This is a genomic window from Nocardioides sp. Z13_37 (assembly GCF_058355585.1).
On sequence record NZ_JBZGDV010000004.1, the window covers coordinates 142,183 to 157,418 of the forward strand.

The following is a 15,236-nucleotide window of genomic DNA, read 5'->3' on the forward strand; positions in this document are numbered from 1 at the left end:
GCCACCTTCGTAGCGGCAGAGTCAGGCGGCGGTGGTTGCGCCGGCGGTCCGCTGGGCCAGCACTTCGAGGTAGTGCGGGTTGTGCATGATGCCGAGTACGTTGCCGAACGGGTCGACGACGGACGCCGTGACGAAGCCCGATCCGTCTCCGTGCTCGGTGACGCGCTGGTAGACCGTCGCTCCGAGCTCGACGAGGCGGGAGAGGGTGCCCTCGAGGTCGTCGACGTGCCAGTGCATCACCGCCCCGCCGGGCTGGCTCGACTGGCTGGGCGCGTAACGGCTGTCGATCAGCCCGATCTCGTCGGCGTCATCGCCGATGCGGAACTCGACGTAGGCCGGCTCGGCGGGGGCGGGCGGGTAGGCGAAGTAGGGCTCGACGCCGAACAGGCGGGTGTACCAGCCGCCCGCGGCGCGCAGGTCCTCGGCGTACAGGTTGAGTGTGGCGAAGCCTCGAAACATCTCGGTTCCCTTCGTGACGGTCGGTTGTGACTAGCAATCGCAGTTTGCCGGTCACACATGTGATGTGTCAATGCCTCAGCAATGTGACGGCGCCGGCCGTGCCCGAGACTGCGAAACGACACAAGGTGCGTGCTCGGGTTCGGTCAGGTTCTACGGCCCGGCCGCACGGTCCGCTTCGCGGCTCGGCTCGGCTCGCGGCGCGCGCCCGGTCTGACCTACCCGCCGATCTCAAGGTGTTGTCGTCGGCGCGTACGGCCAGAGCGCCGACCGCGATCCGTTGGCGGTGCGGCCCTTCCAACGGAGCCGGCGTGACGGGCACCGACGCGCCAACCGGGCGGTGGCGGTCGCGCGATGGGACTGGCGCGGAGACCCCTCCGGACCGCTCGGATCCGCGCGCGATTTGGATCCGCGCGGTGTCGCAGGCAGCCGGTGTCGGTGGCCGTCCCTAGGCTCCGGCCATGTCCTCTCAGCGTGATTTCGACTTCGTCTTCGGACGATGGAACGTTCACAACCGCAAGCTCGTCGACACCACCGACCCGGACTGCGGCACGTGGGCCACCTTCGAAGCGGTCAGTGTCGTCACGCCGATCCTTCACGGTGGCGGCCATATCGACGAGATGACCGTGCCGGAGCCATCCGATGGCCGCGAACCGTTCGTGGGCTTCACTCTGCGGCTCTTCGATCCCTCCGAAGGCGTCTGGCGCATCTGGTGGAGCTCGACCCGCCTCCCCGGAGTCCTCGACACCCCGGTCGTGGGCCGGTTCGACGGCGATCGCGGAGTCTTCGAGGCGGACGACACGATCGGCGGCCGACCGGCGCTGGTGCGCTTCGAGTGGCTCAAGCACGATCCGGACCAGCCGCTGTGGCAGCAGTCCTTCTCCTTCGACGAGGGAGCAACCTGGTTCCTGAACTGGCAGATGCACTTCACCCGCGCAGCGTGACGGTGCGCCGCTGGCTTCGGGGCAGCCGCACGACCTCCCTCGAGGCAGTCGCTCTGCAGCTCAACGGGACTCTGGCTCCCCGCACGGTGGCGCAGTCAACGGTCTCGAGCCTCTCGCCACGCTCTGCATCCCAACCATCGCGCCCCCTGCGCCGCCCGAAGGAGACCCGTCCTCGGCGAGCCCAGTACCGCTACGAGGCGCACGTGGCGACGACAAAGTCCTTCATCAGCCCGGCGCACTCCTGGGCGTGGGTCTCGAGAAGGAAATGGCCGGCGTCGAAGACGTGCGTTTGCACCCGATCGAGCGCCCGGTTGTAGCCCAGGATCTCCTCGAGCTCGAAGTACGGGTCCCGTCGACCCCATAGCAGCAAAGTCGGAGGCTGGTGCGTGCGGTGGTAGTCCGCGATCTCGGGGAACCTGGCAACGTGATTCTGGTAGTCGGTGAAGAGCTGGAAGTGGATCTCGATGTTGCCCGGGTGACTCAGCCGGCCCCAGTCGAAATGCCAGTTCTCCGGTGCGTGGAGCTCGCGCAGCCTGCCGGGCAGGCCCCCGATATAGGTGTCGCGCGTGCCTTCGAAGTTGAGCCACTCAGGTAGTCGGGCCCGGTTCTCGGCCGAGGGGTCGGCCCAGAACGCCCTGGGCGCATCCCACTGCTCGCCCAGTCCTTCTTCGTGGGCGTTGCCGTTCTGCACGATCAGCCCCAGGACCCGCTCGGGATGGCGAGTGGCGAGGTAGTAGCCCACCGGGGTCCCGAAGTCGTTGAGGTAGAGGAAGAACGAGCCGATCCCCAACGTGTCGAGGAGCCCTTCGACGGCCCGCGAGAGGTTCTCGAAGCTGTACTCGTACTCCGTCACGTGGGGGGCGGCCGAGAGGCCTTGCCCCGGCAGATCAGGAGCCACCACATCGGCGACCTCGGCCAACTGCGGGATCACCTGTCTGAACATGAGCGACGAGCTCGGCACGCCGTGCAGCATCAGGATGGTTGGCCGCGGCATGAGGTATTGCCTGTCGCCTGCGGCCTCGCCTGCGCGGCGGAAGAAGAGCTCGAGCCCGTCTACGTCCAGGGTTCGGTGCCGGGTCTTCGGAAGCACGGGCATCGGATCAGGCTCCTTTTCGTCGACGCGGCGCTAGCTCCGTGGCGTCACCGCCAATCAACTGATGCTGGTGACGTTAGAGTGGCGGAGGGGTTCCGTTCAACCCCCTGTCGAGCGTTCGGGAAGGCCGAAGGCGCATTGACAGCACACGGCGAGGAGAGGACATGGTCACCAAGGACCCCAGCCACCCCGCTCCCGTGCCGCTAGAGCTGGTTCGACAGTTCGTCAACACTGAGGACGTCTACGGCGGCGAGGACCTGCTCGACGAACCGGGGACCGCGCGGTCCTGGCTCCGCGGCCAGGGTTGGGGAGCCGGATCCGGCGAGATTGGGGAGACCGACCTCGCGGTCCTGCGTCAGCTCCGAACCGCCCTGCGCGATCTGGCTTCCTCGACGGCCTCCGGCGACACACCGCCCCAACCGGCGATCGATGATCTCAACACGCTCGCCCGCGATCACGGGGCTGTGACGCCGTCGCTCCGCCTCGAGGTCGACCGGCCCGGGGACCGGCCGGCGCAAAGGCTTGTCTCGGCGCTGGTTCCCGTGGAGCGGGGATCTGGCGCGGTCGCCGCGGCCCTGGTGGCCGTGCTTGTCTCTGCTGTGCACGACGCGGTCCGGGACGGGACCTGGCGACGGTTGAAGGCTTGCTCCAATCCAGGATGCACATGGTTGTTCTACGACATCTCGCGCAGCCGCACCGGACGCTGGTGCAGCATGAGCGCCTGCGGCGACATGCTGAAGGCTCGCGCGTACCGCGCCCGCATCCGCTCTGGCTCCACCTAGTTGTGATGCCCATGGACGTTGCTGACGTCTTGACGGGGTGAGGACCTCCGGGAGGAGGTGGAGATAGCCGTCTTCAGCGTCCCGGAGGTCCTCGTGTCCCACGCCTGCTCGACCGGCCGCGCTACTTGAACTCGATACGGAGCAGCCGGGCGATGCCGATCGCCAGCGGCACGAGGAGCCAGAGCGTGCCGGTGACGGCGATCTGCGCCCACTCCTCGCCGGTCGGGGACCAGTCGCCGGAGTACAGCGGCATCTGGGCGGTGTTGAACTCGATCCACGGCGCGATTTTCTCGAACGTCGAACTCAGCTCGCTGAGGATGCCGACCGCGGTCGGCAGGATCAGGCTGTAGCCGAAGTAGGTGACGATGGCGCCGGGGGTGTTCATGATCAGCATCGCGATCCCGAACCCGATGAGGATGGTGATCAGGCTGCCCACCACGAACCCGTTGAGCAGCATGTAGCGGGCGATCGACCAGTCCGTCTCGCCGCCTGTGGCGACGCCGAGCAGCTGGCCGAGGACCGCGAGCACCGAGGCGAGCACCATCACCGCGACGCCGAGGGCGACGCCGGCGATCAGCTTGGCCACCACGACCCGGGGCCGGCGCGGCTCCAGGGTGAAGGTGACCAGGCCGTTGCGCTGGCTGGCCTCGCTGGTGACCAGCATGATGACCAGGATCGGCAGGAAGTAGCCGAGCACGGCCCCGGAGATCCCGAGGTAGTTCATGAAGTTCTTGTCCGCGTCGGGCGCCGCGGCGGTGAAGATCACCATCACCACGACGACCAGCCCGAGGATGGACGCGGTGAACCAGCGGCCGGCGCGGGTGTCGAGCGCCTTGCGCATCTCGACCCGGGCCAGGCGGGACATGGGGACCGGCGAGGTGCCGGAGAGGTCGAAGGTCATCGGTGCGGTGGTGGCGCTCATGCGGGGGTCCCTCCGGCAGTCAGGGTGGTGGGGGTGGTCGGGGCGGCGGCCGGGGCGGCCTCGCGCTGGGCGCCCTCGGTCAGCGAGAGGAACAGCTCCTCCAGGCCGCCGTCGCCCGCGCGCAGATCGGTCAGGACGATGCCCTGCTCGACGGAGAGTCGGCCGACCTCGACCGGCGAGGTCTCCACCCGCAGGCCGCTGCCGGCCGGGGTCACGGTGATCCCCTTCTCGCGCAGCGCCTTTGCCAGCAGCTCGTTGTCGAGCGCGGCGACCAGGGACTGCTTGTGGTCGGAGTCCTTGAGCAGCTCGTCCTTGGTGCCCTGGGCCACGATCGTGCCCCGGCCGATCAGGATCATCACGTCGGCGATCTGCTCGACCTCGTGGAGCAGGTGGCTGGAGAGCAGCACCGTCCCGCCGCGGTCCGCGTAGGACTTCAGCAGCCCGCGCATCCAGCGGATGCCGGCCGGGTCCAGGCCGTTGGCCGGCTCGTCGAGGATCAGCACCGACGGGTCGCCGAGCAGCGCGTGGGCGATCCCGAGCCGCTGCTTCATGCCGAGGGAGTAGTTGCGCATCCGTCGCTTGGCCTCGGTCCGGTCCAGCGAGACCAGGTCGAGCATCTCGTCGACCCGCGACATCGGCAGCCCCATCGTCTGGGCCCCGAGGGTGAGGATCTCCCGGCCGGTGCGGCCGGCGTGCTGGGCCGAGGCGTCGAGCAGGACGCCGACGTGCCGGCCCGGGTTGGGGATGTCGGAGTAGAAGTGGCCACCGATGGTGACCCGACCCGAGGTGGGCGGGGTGAGCCCCACCATCACCCGCATCGTCGTGGTCTTCCCCGCCCCGTTGGGGCCGAGGAACCCGGTGACCCGGCCGGGCTGGCAGGTGAAGCTGACGTTGTCGACGGCGGTGAATGCGCCATACTTCCGCGTGAGTCTCTCGACGGTGATCATGGGCGCAAGCCTGCCCGAGGCGCGCGCGCCGCTGCATAGGCCATTCGTCACGGGGGCAGGCAAGCTCAAGTGCGGAGGAGCAGGCGTTCGTGCCCTGTCGAAGATCAACCGACGGACGGCCGAGTTCGAGGCGGAGTCGGAGGGCTGAGCCGGCTGGGTCACGCGGGCACCTGCTCCCGGATCCGGTCGAGCAGCTCGTCGTTGGGCGACGCCCCTGCCGCCCGTATCCCGCCCGTATCTGCCCAGAAGCCGACGGGTTGTGCGCCGTCCTCGAGTAGAAACGGGTAGCCCAGACCGCATCAGTTCCCGGTTGAGACCGAAAGTCACTAGCGCGATAGGTACGCAGCGTTCACGTGGCATAGATATGGCATGCCACTCCCCCGCGGCGCTCTGACCTGCGCAAACACGGCAGGACGAGCTCTACTACGACATCTGATTCCGGGGTCTCGCTGACCTGCGACTAGATGCTTGAAACGGCGTCTGACCTGCGACGACGTCTTCCGACGTCTTCCAGCGTCAGGCGCCGTTCCTCGTCGTCGTACGTCCCACTGCAGCTTCACGTCGACGTCGCCGTCCCTCCCCTAGTCCGTTCGGGCCATGGAGGACGTGGCTGAGGCAGGCCACCGCTAGTCTTCGGCCGGCCGCGACGCGGCACGGCGAACCGGGGCGCCAGCACCATTCGACGAACAGCCGTCCTCGTCCAGCATGACGCGAGGTCGGCTCTGAGGGGGTCAGCTAGATGAGGTTCAGCTCTGTGCGCGTCGGAGGTCGACGGTCCTGGTGGCTAGTGCTGGTGGTGATGCTCGCCGCCAGCACCGCGTTGACCGGGGTCACGAGCACCGGCGTCCAGGCCGCTGGTTCACCCGACGACGTGACGATCTACCCGGTGGGATCGGCTCCCCAGGCCATCGCGGTGGCCGATCTCAACGGTGACGACCTCGCCGACCTTGCCGTGACCGGGTCGGGCGCCGTCTCGATCCTGCTGGGGACCGAGTCGGGTACCTTCGGCGCGGCGACTCCCTACGACCTCGCGCCAGAACCCGGCCGGCCGGAGTCCCTGGCCGTCGGCGACCTCAACGGCGACACCCATCCCGACCTGGTGGTCGGCCTGGGCGGCCACGGCACGGCCCACCACGTGCAGGTGCTGCTCGGGACCGGCACTGGCTCGTTCGGCGCCGCTGTCGAGCACTTCGCTGCCACCGATCCCTGGAAGGTGGTGGTCGGCGAGTTCACCGGCGACGACATCCCGGACATCGTGAGCGCGAACCGCGTCGCTGACAGCGTGAGCGTGCTCGCCGGGGACGGCGCCGCCGGGTTCTCCGCTCCGGAGGAGTACTCCGTCGGTGACTACCCGACGGCGATGGCGGCCGGTGACCTCAACGGCGACACCCACCTGGACCTCGTCACGTCCAACGCGGACAGCAACTCCATGTCGGTGCTGCTCGCCGACGGCGGCGGTTCCTTCGGCCCCGCGACCCACCTCCCGCTCGGCAACTACCCGTCCGACATCGCCGTCGGCCAGGTCGACGGCGACGGTGTGCTGGACGTCGTGGTGTCCGACTACATGGGAGACAGCGTCACCGTGCTGCTCAACGACGGGTCCGGCGGTCTCGAGGCGCTTCCTGAGATCACCACCGACGCAGGGCCCTGGTCCGTCGCGATCGGCGACCTGAACAGCGACCGGATCGCCGACCTCGCGGTCGGCCACTACGACGCCAACACCGTCTCCGTGCTGACCGGGGACGGCACCGGCAGCTTCGGTGCGCAGGTGAACCATCCCTCGCGGCGCTCCTGGACCGTCGAGATCGGGGCCGCCGGCCGGGACCGGCTTCCCGCCCTGGTCTACGCCGGCGAGTCGAACGAGCTCTCCGTACGGCTCTCGAGGCTTCCCGACGTGGTCGTCGACCCCGACCCGAGCCCGACCCCCGGCACCAGCCCGGCCCACGATGTCGAGGCGTCCGCCCCGGCGGCGCGTGCGTCGATCACCAAGGTGGCCGTACGCGGCCCACGCACGGTGCGAAAGGGCCGCCTGGTCACCTACAAGGTGCGGATCACCAACGGCGGGATTCTGGCTGCAACCGGCGTCAGGCTCAAGGTGAGCGGCAAGGGCATTGCGTCCAAGGTCCGCGCCGGGACGATCGCAGCAGGCAGGACCACGACCGTGAAGGTCACGCTGCGGCCGAGGGCTGCGGCCAAGGTCAAGGCGATCTTCCGGGTGACGTCGGCCAACGCGGGAACCTCCCAGGCCAGGCGGACGATCAGGGTGAGGTGACGCCGCGTACGTCGGGCGTCACGGTCGGTCGTCCCCGGTCTCGGGATTGGGAGAACGCAGCCTCAGGGGCCGGTCTGCTTCGTCCTGGTCCCCGCCTTCCTTCTCGGCCGCGCTCGCCTGCATCACCGCGTCGCGGGTGAGGCGCCACCTCGCCGCGGTGCGGGTGTCGGGCTCGGGCACCACTACCGGGAGATCACGACCTTCAGCGCGTTGGTCTCCGCGGCGCGGCCGAAGGTGTCGTAGGCGTCCATCATCTCGTCGAGCCGGAAGTGATGGGTCGCGAACTTCTCCGCCGCCAGCTTGTGCTGGGCGACCAGCTTCAACAGCATCGGCGTGGTCGAGGTGCTGACCAGGCCCGTGGTGATGGTGAGGTCCATGATCCACAGGTCCTGCAGCTGCAGCTCCACGGGCGATCCGTGCACGCCCACGTTGGCGATGGTGCCACCGGGCCGGACGATCCTGGTGCAGGCGTCGAACGTCGCCGGGATGCCGACGGCTTCGATCGCCACGTCGACGCCGAGCCCGTCGGTCATCGCGAGCACCTGTTCGCGCCAGTCCGGGTCGCCGCTGTTGACGGCGTCGGTCGCGCCAAAGCCCAGCGCCTGGTCCAGCCGGTTGGCGTCGAGGTCGAGCGCGATGATCCGGGCCGCGCCGTAGAGGTTGGCGGTCATCATCGCGGCCAGGCCGATCGGTCCGGAGCCGACCACGGCGACCGCGTCGCCGGGCTTCACCCTGCCGTACCTGACGCCGATCTCGAACGACGTCGGGAGGATGTCGGACAGCATGACCGCGGCCTCGTCGCTGACCCCCTCGGGCAGCTTGTAGACGGAGTTGTCCGCGAACGGCACACGGACCAGCTCCGCCTGCGTGCCGTCGATCAGGTGACCGAAGATCCAGCCGATGCCGCTGGCGCCTTCCTCGGCCAGGCAGTGCGAGTAGAGGCCCTGGTGGCAGTACGAGCAGGCGCCGCATGCGCTGACGCACGAGAGCAGCACCCGGTCGCCGACGGCCACCGTGGAGACCGCGGAGCCCGCCTCGATGACGGTGCCGATGCCCTCGTGGCCGAGGATCCGACCGTCGGTCACCACCGGCACGTCGCCCTTGAGGATGTGCAGGTCCGTGCCGCAGATCGTGGTCGTCTCGATCCGCACGATGACGTCAGTGGGTTGCTGGATCTGGGGATCGGGAACGTCCTCCCAAGCCTTGCTGCCGGGGCCGTGGTAGACCAGTGCCTTCATTGCTCCTCCTGATGATTGTCAGTCGTCTGGCGCGACCGGGAGTTCTGCTGGTCCCTCCCCGACCGGCTACGGGCTCTCGGTGTGATCCGTGAGGTCTTCCTGATCCATACTCCGCCCGTGTTCCTGCGATGAACACCCGCTGGACGTGGTCGGCGACGACCTGCGGGAACGGTGAGCACGCGCCTCTGAGCGGGTTGTCAGTCCCCTGACTGCCGACAGGCCTGTTCAGGCGAGGACTCCAAGCCACATACTCCAGTGGTGGCGGCCCCTCCTCAGGGGTGAGGTCGTCCTCTCGTTGACGAGGAGAAGGGACCGACGCCAGATACCTGATGCGGCGCGTTCCAGCCGCTGACCACGACCGACGAGTGTGCTGATGCCTGCGCGCGGTCTCGCGATGCCGCGACCGTGCGCCCTGACGTGACGGGGTGTGCCGAATGGGCCTGGGAGTAGGACATGTCCAGCAGCGGGTCGCGACTGGGTCGCTGCCCGTGTGGGGTGAGGTCGAGGACCTGGTGGTCGCGGCCTACGAGGACGCGAAGGCGCACGACGAAGGGGTGGTGGCCGACTACATCCCCGTCCTGGCCGGGGTCGATCCGAACCTGTTCGGGGTGTGCGTCGTCGACGTCGACGGCGGCACGCACGACGCCGGCGACACGATGGTCGAGTTCTCCATCCAGTCGATCTCCAAGGCGTTCGTCTACGCCCTCGTCTGCGACCGGTTCGGTCACGAGGTCATCCAGGACCGGGTCGGGGTCAACAACACGGGCCTGCCGTTCAACTCGGTGATGGCGATCGAGCTGAACGGCGGTCATCCGCTCAACCCGATGGTCAACGCCGGCGCGCTGGCCACCACCGCCCTCGTGCCCGGAGGGACGCCGGCCGAGCAGTGGGAGTCGATCCGCATCGGGTTGTCCGCGTTCGCCGGCCGGGAGCTGCGACTGGACGGGGAGGTCTACCGCTCGGAGGCAGCGACCAATCAGCGCAACCAGGCCATCGCCCGCCTGCTCGAGAGCTACGGCCGCGTCGAGATCGACCCCGTGGAGGTCGTCGACGTCTACACCAGGCAGTGCGCACTCCTCGTCACCGCACACGACCTCGCGGTCATGGGAGCCACCCTCGCCGACGGTGGGGTCAACCCGATCACCGGTGAGGCCGTCGTGTCCGCGCAGGTGTGCAGCGACACCCTCGCGGTGCTGGCCGCCAACGGGCTCTACGAGCGGTCCGGTGAGTGGCTCTTCGAGATCGGGATCCCCGGCAAGTCCGGGGTGGCAGGCGGGATCGTGACCGTGTCCCCCGGCAAGGGAGGCATCGGCGTCTTCTCACCCCGTCTGGACTGGGCCGGCAACAGCGTGCGCGGCCAGCGCGCCACCGCGTACCTGTCCCGCGCGCTGGGGTTGAACATCTTCGCGTCCGACGCCCACGTCGCCACCACGGAGGAGCTGCGATGAGCACCGAAGCCGCCCCCAGGACCGTCCCCGAGGAGCGAGCCTCCTGGCTGCCCATGGTGGGGTTGTTCCTTGCCCAGGTCCTCATGTCGTTCAACGTCGCGTCACTGCCCGTGTCCCTGGGTGGCATGGTCGACGACTTCGACGTCCCCGCCACCACGGTCAGCACCGCGATCGTCACCTACGGTCTCGCGGTCGCCGCGCTGGTGATGGTGGGCGCCAAGCTCGGCCAACGGGTCGGCTGGGTGCTGATCTTCCGGGTCGTGGTCTCGCTGTTCGCCGTCTCGGCAGTGATGATGATCGCGGCCCCGTCCGTCGAGTGGGTCATCGCAGCACAAGCGTTCGCAGGCGCCTCCGCGGCGATCATCGTGCCCGCCCTCGTGGCGCTGATCGCCGAGAACTACCACGGCAGCCAGCAGGCCACCGCGATCGGCTCACTCGGCTCTGCCCGCGCCCTGTCCGGCGTCAGCGCCTTCTTCATCGGCGGAGCCCTCGGCACCCTGGTGGGCTGGCGACCCTCGTTCATGATCGTCCTCGCCATCGCCGTCGCCGTCCTCGCGCTCAGCTTCACCCTCCGCTCCGACGGCGGGAACCCCGAGGTACGCATCGACCTGGTCAGCGCCGTTCTCGTCGGCCTCGCCGTCGTCGCGCTGACGCTGGGGTTCAACAACCTCAACAACTGGGGCGCCGTCCTCGCCGAGGAAGACGCACCGTTCGACGTGTTCGGGCTCTCGCCGAGCCCGTTGCTCATCCTCGCCGGAGTGCTCCTCGGGCAGAGCTTCTTCGTGTGGACCCGTCGGCGCACCGCGGCCGGCAAGACGCCGCTCATCGAGCTGAGCGTCCTGAGGTCGCCGCAGGAACGCGCCGCGGTGTACGCCATGTTCATCGTGGTGCTGCTCGAGGCGGCCCTCAACTTCGCCGTGCCGCTCTACATCCAGATCGTCCAGGGCCGCAGCCCGTTCGACACCGCGGTCGCCATGATGCCTTTCAACCTCACCGTCTTCATCACCGCGACCCTCGTCATCCGCACCTACAAGCGCTACCCACCGCGCACCATCGGGGTCGTCGGGTTCGTCCTCACCACCACCGCGCTGGCGTGGCTGTCGTTCGTGGTCACGAACAACTGGGAGACCGTCCCCACCATCGCCGGACTCATCGTCTTCGGCATCGGCCAGGGTGCGCTGGTGACCCTCGTCTTCAACGTGCTGGTCACGTCCGCGCCCCGCACGCTCGCCGGCGATGTCGGCTCGATCCGCGGCACGACCCAGAACCTCGCCTCGGCGGTCGGCACCGCCGTCACCGGCGTCATGCTGGTCTCGATCCTGTCGCTGAACATCGCCCAGGCCATCAGCGAGCAACCCGAGCTCAGCCCCGAGCTCGCCGCCCAGGCGGACCTCGACAACGCGGGATTCATCAGCAACGACAACCTGCGCGAGGCCCTCGCCGAGACCGACGCGACCGCCGAGGAGACCGACGCGCTGGTCGATGCCAACACCCAGGCCCGGCTGAACGCCCTCAAGACCGGGCTCCTCATCCTGGCCGGGCTCAGCGCCATCGCCATCGCGCCGGCGTCCCGACTGCCCCGCTACCGACCGCACGAGCTGCCCGACCCGACCGACGTCCACCCGGCAACCGCCGGGGACCCCGCCGACGAGCCGGACCCCGCCTGACGCACGGTCAACGCCGCGTCCGATTTCGGCCGGTCATCCGACCGGCGCGGACCTAGCGTCGGGTGCCGTGACCCCATCGCCGCACCGCGTCATCGAGCCGCGAGTGATGTACTTCGGCACCCCCGTCGTGCTGATCAGCACCGAGAACGCCGACGGCAGCGTCAACCTCGCGCCGATGTCGTCGGCGTGGTGGGTCGGCACGAGCTGCCTCCTGGGCCTGGACGAGACCTCGGCCACGACGCTGAACCTGAGGCGCACCGGCGAGCTGGTGCTCAACCTCGTGGACGGCGCAATGGCACCGGTGGTGAACCTCCTGGCGCTCCGCACGGGCGTACCGGAGGTGCCACCCCACAAGGCCGCCAAGGGCTACACGTACCTCCGGGACAAGTTCGAGCACGCGGGCCTGACACCCCTCGCCTCGGACCTGGTCCGCCCGCCGCGGGTGGCCGAGTGCCAGATCTGCCTGGAGGCGACCGTCACGGACGTCAGGCCCTTCGCCGGTGCCGACTCGGGAGTGGTGGCCGTCGAGGCGCGGGTGGTGCGTACCCATGCCTGGCCCGAGGTGCTCCTGCCGGGATCGGACAGGTACGTCGATCCCCAGCGCTGGGATCCGTTGATCATGAAGTTCACGCACCTCTACGGCGGCGGCACGCCCGCCGGACCCTCCCGGCTCGCGGAGGGTTGGGAGATCCCGGCCGGCTCTCCGCCGACGACCTCGCCCGGGGCGGCGCCCGGTGCGGCGCCCGGTGGCACCCGGATGCGAGCGGACCCGCGACCGGCGACCGTGGTGGGACCACGGCCGGACTCATGAGGGGGTTGACGATGCCACCGATCCGCACACCGGACCGGCGCCTACGCGTCTTCGTCAGCTCGACGCTGGGCGAGATGGCCGATGAGCGGCGGGCGGTCTCGCGCGCGCTGGCGGCGCTGAGGCTGACCCCGGTCATGTTCGAGGCGGGGGCGCGCCCGCAGCCTCCCGGCGAGCTCTACCGGGCCTACCTCGCGCAGAGCGACGTCTTCATCGGCCTCTACTGGCAGCAGTACGGCCAGCTCGTCCCCGGCAAGGACGTGTCCGGCCTCGAGGAGGAGCTCGAGCTCTCCCGGGGGATGCCCCGGCTGCTCTACCTCAAGATGCCCGCCGACGAGCAGGACCCGCGCCTCACCGCGCTGATCCGGCGGATCGAGGACGAGGCGTCCTACCGCCCGTTCCGCACGCCGGCCGAGCTGGGCCGGCTGGTGCGCGACGACCTCGCCCACCTGCTGAGCGAGCGGTTCGCCACGGCGCGCCCCGGTGTCGGAGGGCTGCCCACGCCCGCGGCCACCTCGCGTACGCCCGCTGCCCTCTCCCCCGCACCGCTGCCCGTCGGCACGACGCCCCTCATCGGCCGCGAGCAGGCCGTCGAGGAGGTGGCGCGCCTGCACTCGCGAGCCGGACAGCGGCTGATCACGCTCGCCGGCCCCAGCGGCATCGGCAAGACCAGGCTGGCCACGGCCGTGGCCGAGCGGATCAGCCGTACCTTCGACGGCCAGGCGGTGTTCGTGCCGCTCGAGGACGTCACCGACCCCGGCGGCGTGCTGCCCCGCATCGCCTGGGCCGTCGGGGCCGACCTGGCCGGAGCCCCGCCCGTGGCCGCGCTGAGCGACGTCCTGCGCGACGGCCGGTGGCTGCTCGTGCTCGACAACCTCGACCGCCTGGTCGCCGCGGGCCCGGCCATCGCAGAGCTGCTCTCGCGCAACCCGGACGTCTCCGTGCTGGCGACCAGCACGACGGTCCTCGGGGTGAGGGCGGAGCGGGTCTACCCGGTCCCTCCCCTCCCGGTCCCGGACGAGCAGGCGATGGGCGGGCTCCCCGAGCTGCTCACCAGCCCCGCCGCCCACCTCTTCCTCGACCGTGCGCGCGCCGTCCGCCCGGACATCGCGCTGAGCGACGACGACGTCCTCGACGTGGCGGAGATCTGCCGCCGGCTCGAGGGGGTGCCGCTGGCCATCGAGCTGGCGGCGGCCAGGCTGCGCCTGCTCGACCCGGCCACCGTCCTGCGACGGCTGTCCCGCTCGCTCGACACGCTGGGCACCGGCATGGCCGACCTCCCGGAGCGGCAGCGGACCCTCCGAGCCACCGTGGAGTGGAGCTTCGGCATGCTCGGCGAGGCCGAGCGCTCGCTCGCCGAGGTGCTGTCCGTCTTCGCCGGCGGGTGGAGCATCGAGGCCGCCGCGCACGTCGCGGGCCTCGGCGACGACCGGGCCCTCGAGCTCACCGAGGCCCTGGCCGCGCACAGCCTGCTCCACCTGGAGGGGACGCCCGAGGGTCCGCGGACCCGGATGCTGCACACCGTGCGCGCGTTCACCGCCGAGCGGCTGGCGGCACGTCCCGACGTCGACGAGGTGCACCGGCGGCACGCCGCGTACTACCGCGCGCTCGCCGAGAGCGCCGACGAGGCCCTGCGCGGCTTCCGGCAGAGCTCGTGCGCGACCCTCCTCGCCCGCGAGAACGAGAACATCGCCGGCGCCGTCCGGTGGCACCTCGCGCACGACCCGGCGCCCCTCCCCCGGCTGTTCCGCGTGCTGTTGCCCTTCCGCGTGCTGTGGCCCTTCCTCGGAGTCGGGGACGCCCTCGTCACCGAGGCGCGCTCGTGGGCCGCCGAGGTGGTGCCGATGGCCGACGACCTCCCGACCGACGACCGGGTCGCCGTCCTGGCCGCGTCGCTGGTCTCGGCGCTGGAGGCGGGCGACGCCGAGGCCGCCCTGGCCACCCGGGCCCGGCTCGCGCCGCTGCTCGCCGAGGTCGACGATCCCTACCTCGACGCGTTGTCGCGCCTGCTCATGGCGTGGGTCCCGGTGCTGGTGCGCGACATCGACGAGGTCGGTGCCGACCTGGCCGGCGCCCTCCAGCGGCTGCGCGAGCTCGACGAGCCCCTGTGGACGGCGCTCACCGCGGTCACGGTGGGGTCGGTCGAGTCGGCCCTGGGCCACCACGACGTCGCACGCCGCCACACCCTCGAGGCGCTGCGGCTGGCGTCCCGGTTCGACCACCCGTGGCTCACGACGGTCTCCCTGGTCAGCCTCGCCCGGGCGGCCCTGATGCGGAGCGAGCCCGAGGAGGCGCGCGACCTGCTGGTGCAGGCGCTGGATCTCGACATGTCGGGACAGGGCGTCCACTGCCTGTGCCTGGTGCTGGACTGCGCCGCCGCGCTGGCCCTCGCCGAGGGGAGCAGCGAGCGGGCCGGTCTGCTGACGGGGGCCGGGCAGGGACTGCGGCGGCGTTCGGGCCTGCGGGCGTACGCCTCGATGCGCGGCGACGGGGAGCTGGCAGCGGCGGTGCGGGCGGAGACGGGGGCCGAGCTGTTCGACGAGCTGGTAGCCCGCGGCCGCGGGCTCGACATGGCCGGGGCGCTCGCGCTCCTCCGCGAGGACCTCCACCACGCCCTCGCGACCACCTGAGCCGCCCGGCGCGCAGCCGGGGGCCCGCG

General features: G+C 70.3%; 12 protein-coding genes. 7 read left to right on the top strand and 5 right to left on the bottom strand.

Annotation, left to right across the window (positions count from 1 at the left end; translation table 11 throughout):
- Positions 1 to 21 precede the first annotated feature (21 nt).
- Positions 22 to 459, bottom strand: a complete 438-nt coding sequence (locus AC4H2S_RS11985) for a VOC family protein (protein ID WP_491497206.1) — start codon at positions 457 to 459, stop codon at positions 22 to 24.
- Between the two features lie 458 nt (positions 460 to 917).
- Between AC4H2S_RS11985 and AC4H2S_RS11990 the strand changes: the two genes are divergently transcribed.
- Positions 918 to 1,400, top strand: a complete 483-nt coding sequence (locus tag AC4H2S_RS11990) for a hypothetical protein (RefSeq protein ID WP_491497207.1) — start codon at positions 918 to 920, stop codon at positions 1,398 to 1,400.
- A gap of 190 nt (positions 1,401 to 1,590) precedes the next feature.
- On the opposite strand, the gene AC4H2S_RS11995 is transcribed toward AC4H2S_RS11990, so the two are convergent.
- Complete coding sequence (locus AC4H2S_RS11995) at positions 1,591 to 2,490, bottom strand: alpha/beta fold hydrolase (RefSeq protein ID WP_491497208.1); 900 nt, start codon at positions 2,488 to 2,490, stop codon at positions 1,591 to 1,593.
- A 167-nt stretch (positions 2,491 to 2,657) separates the two neighbouring features.
- Between AC4H2S_RS11995 and AC4H2S_RS12000 the strand changes: the two genes are divergently transcribed.
- A complete protein-coding gene (locus tag AC4H2S_RS12000; protein WP_491497209.1) occupies positions 2,658 to 3,275 on the top strand; it encodes a CGNR zinc finger domain-containing protein in 618 nt (205 codons plus the stop codon).
- 121 nt (positions 3,276 to 3,396) lie between these two features.
- On the opposite strand, the gene AC4H2S_RS12005 is transcribed toward AC4H2S_RS12000, so the two are convergent.
- On the bottom strand, positions 3,397 to 4,197 hold the full coding sequence (locus AC4H2S_RS12005) for an ABC transporter permease (RefSeq protein WP_491497210.1): 801 nt from the start codon (positions 4,195 to 4,197) through the stop codon (positions 3,397 to 3,399).
- Entirely contained in the window at positions 4,194 to 5,144 is a 951-nt protein-coding gene (locus AC4H2S_RS12010) for an ABC transporter ATP-binding protein (protein WP_491497211.1), read from the bottom strand. Before AC4H2S_RS12010 ends, AC4H2S_RS12005 begins: the two co-directional genes overlap by 4 nt.
- Positions 5,145 to 5,943: 799 nt before the next feature.
- On the opposite strand from AC4H2S_RS12010, the gene AC4H2S_RS12015 reads away from it, so the two are divergent.
- Positions 5,944 to 7,416 (top strand): FG-GAP repeat domain-containing protein, encoded by a 1,473-nt coding sequence (locus AC4H2S_RS12015; RefSeq protein ID WP_491497376.1) that lies wholly within the window; start codon positions 5,944 to 5,946, stop codon positions 7,414 to 7,416.
- 182 nt (positions 7,417 to 7,598) lie between these two features.
- On the opposite strand, the gene AC4H2S_RS12020 is transcribed toward AC4H2S_RS12015, so the two are convergent.
- Positions 7,599 to 8,654, bottom strand: a complete 1,056-nt coding sequence (locus AC4H2S_RS12020; protein ID WP_491497212.1) for a zinc-dependent alcohol dehydrogenase family protein — start codon at positions 8,652 to 8,654, stop codon at positions 7,599 to 7,601.
- A gap of 488 nt (positions 8,655 to 9,142) precedes the next feature.
- On the opposite strand from AC4H2S_RS12020, the gene glsA reads away from it, so the two are divergent.
- The 4 genes from glsA (at position 9,143) to AC4H2S_RS12040 (ending at position 15,207) form a co-directional block, all read left to right on the top strand.
- Complete coding sequence (gene glsA / locus AC4H2S_RS12025) at positions 9,143 to 10,102, top strand: glutaminase A (RefSeq protein WP_491497213.1); 960 nt, start codon at positions 9,143 to 9,145, stop codon at positions 10,100 to 10,102.
- The gene (locus AC4H2S_RS12030) at positions 10,099 to 11,769 is read left to right on the top strand and encodes an MFS transporter (protein WP_491497214.1); all 1,671 of its coding nucleotides are present in this window, start codon (positions 10,099 to 10,101) and stop codon (positions 11,767 to 11,769) included. Before glsA ends, AC4H2S_RS12030 begins: the two co-directional genes overlap by 4 nt.
- A 67-nt stretch (positions 11,770 to 11,836) precedes the next feature.
- Complete coding sequence (locus tag AC4H2S_RS12035) at positions 11,837 to 12,580, top strand: flavin reductase family protein (protein ID WP_491497215.1); 744 nt, start codon at positions 11,837 to 11,839, stop codon at positions 12,578 to 12,580.
- Between the two features lie 11 nt (positions 12,581 to 12,591).
- Entirely contained in the window at positions 12,592 to 15,207 is a 2,616-nt protein-coding gene (locus AC4H2S_RS12040) for an ATP-binding protein (RefSeq protein WP_491497216.1), read from the top strand.
- The last annotated feature ends 29 nt before the right edge of the window (positions 15,208 to 15,236 follow it).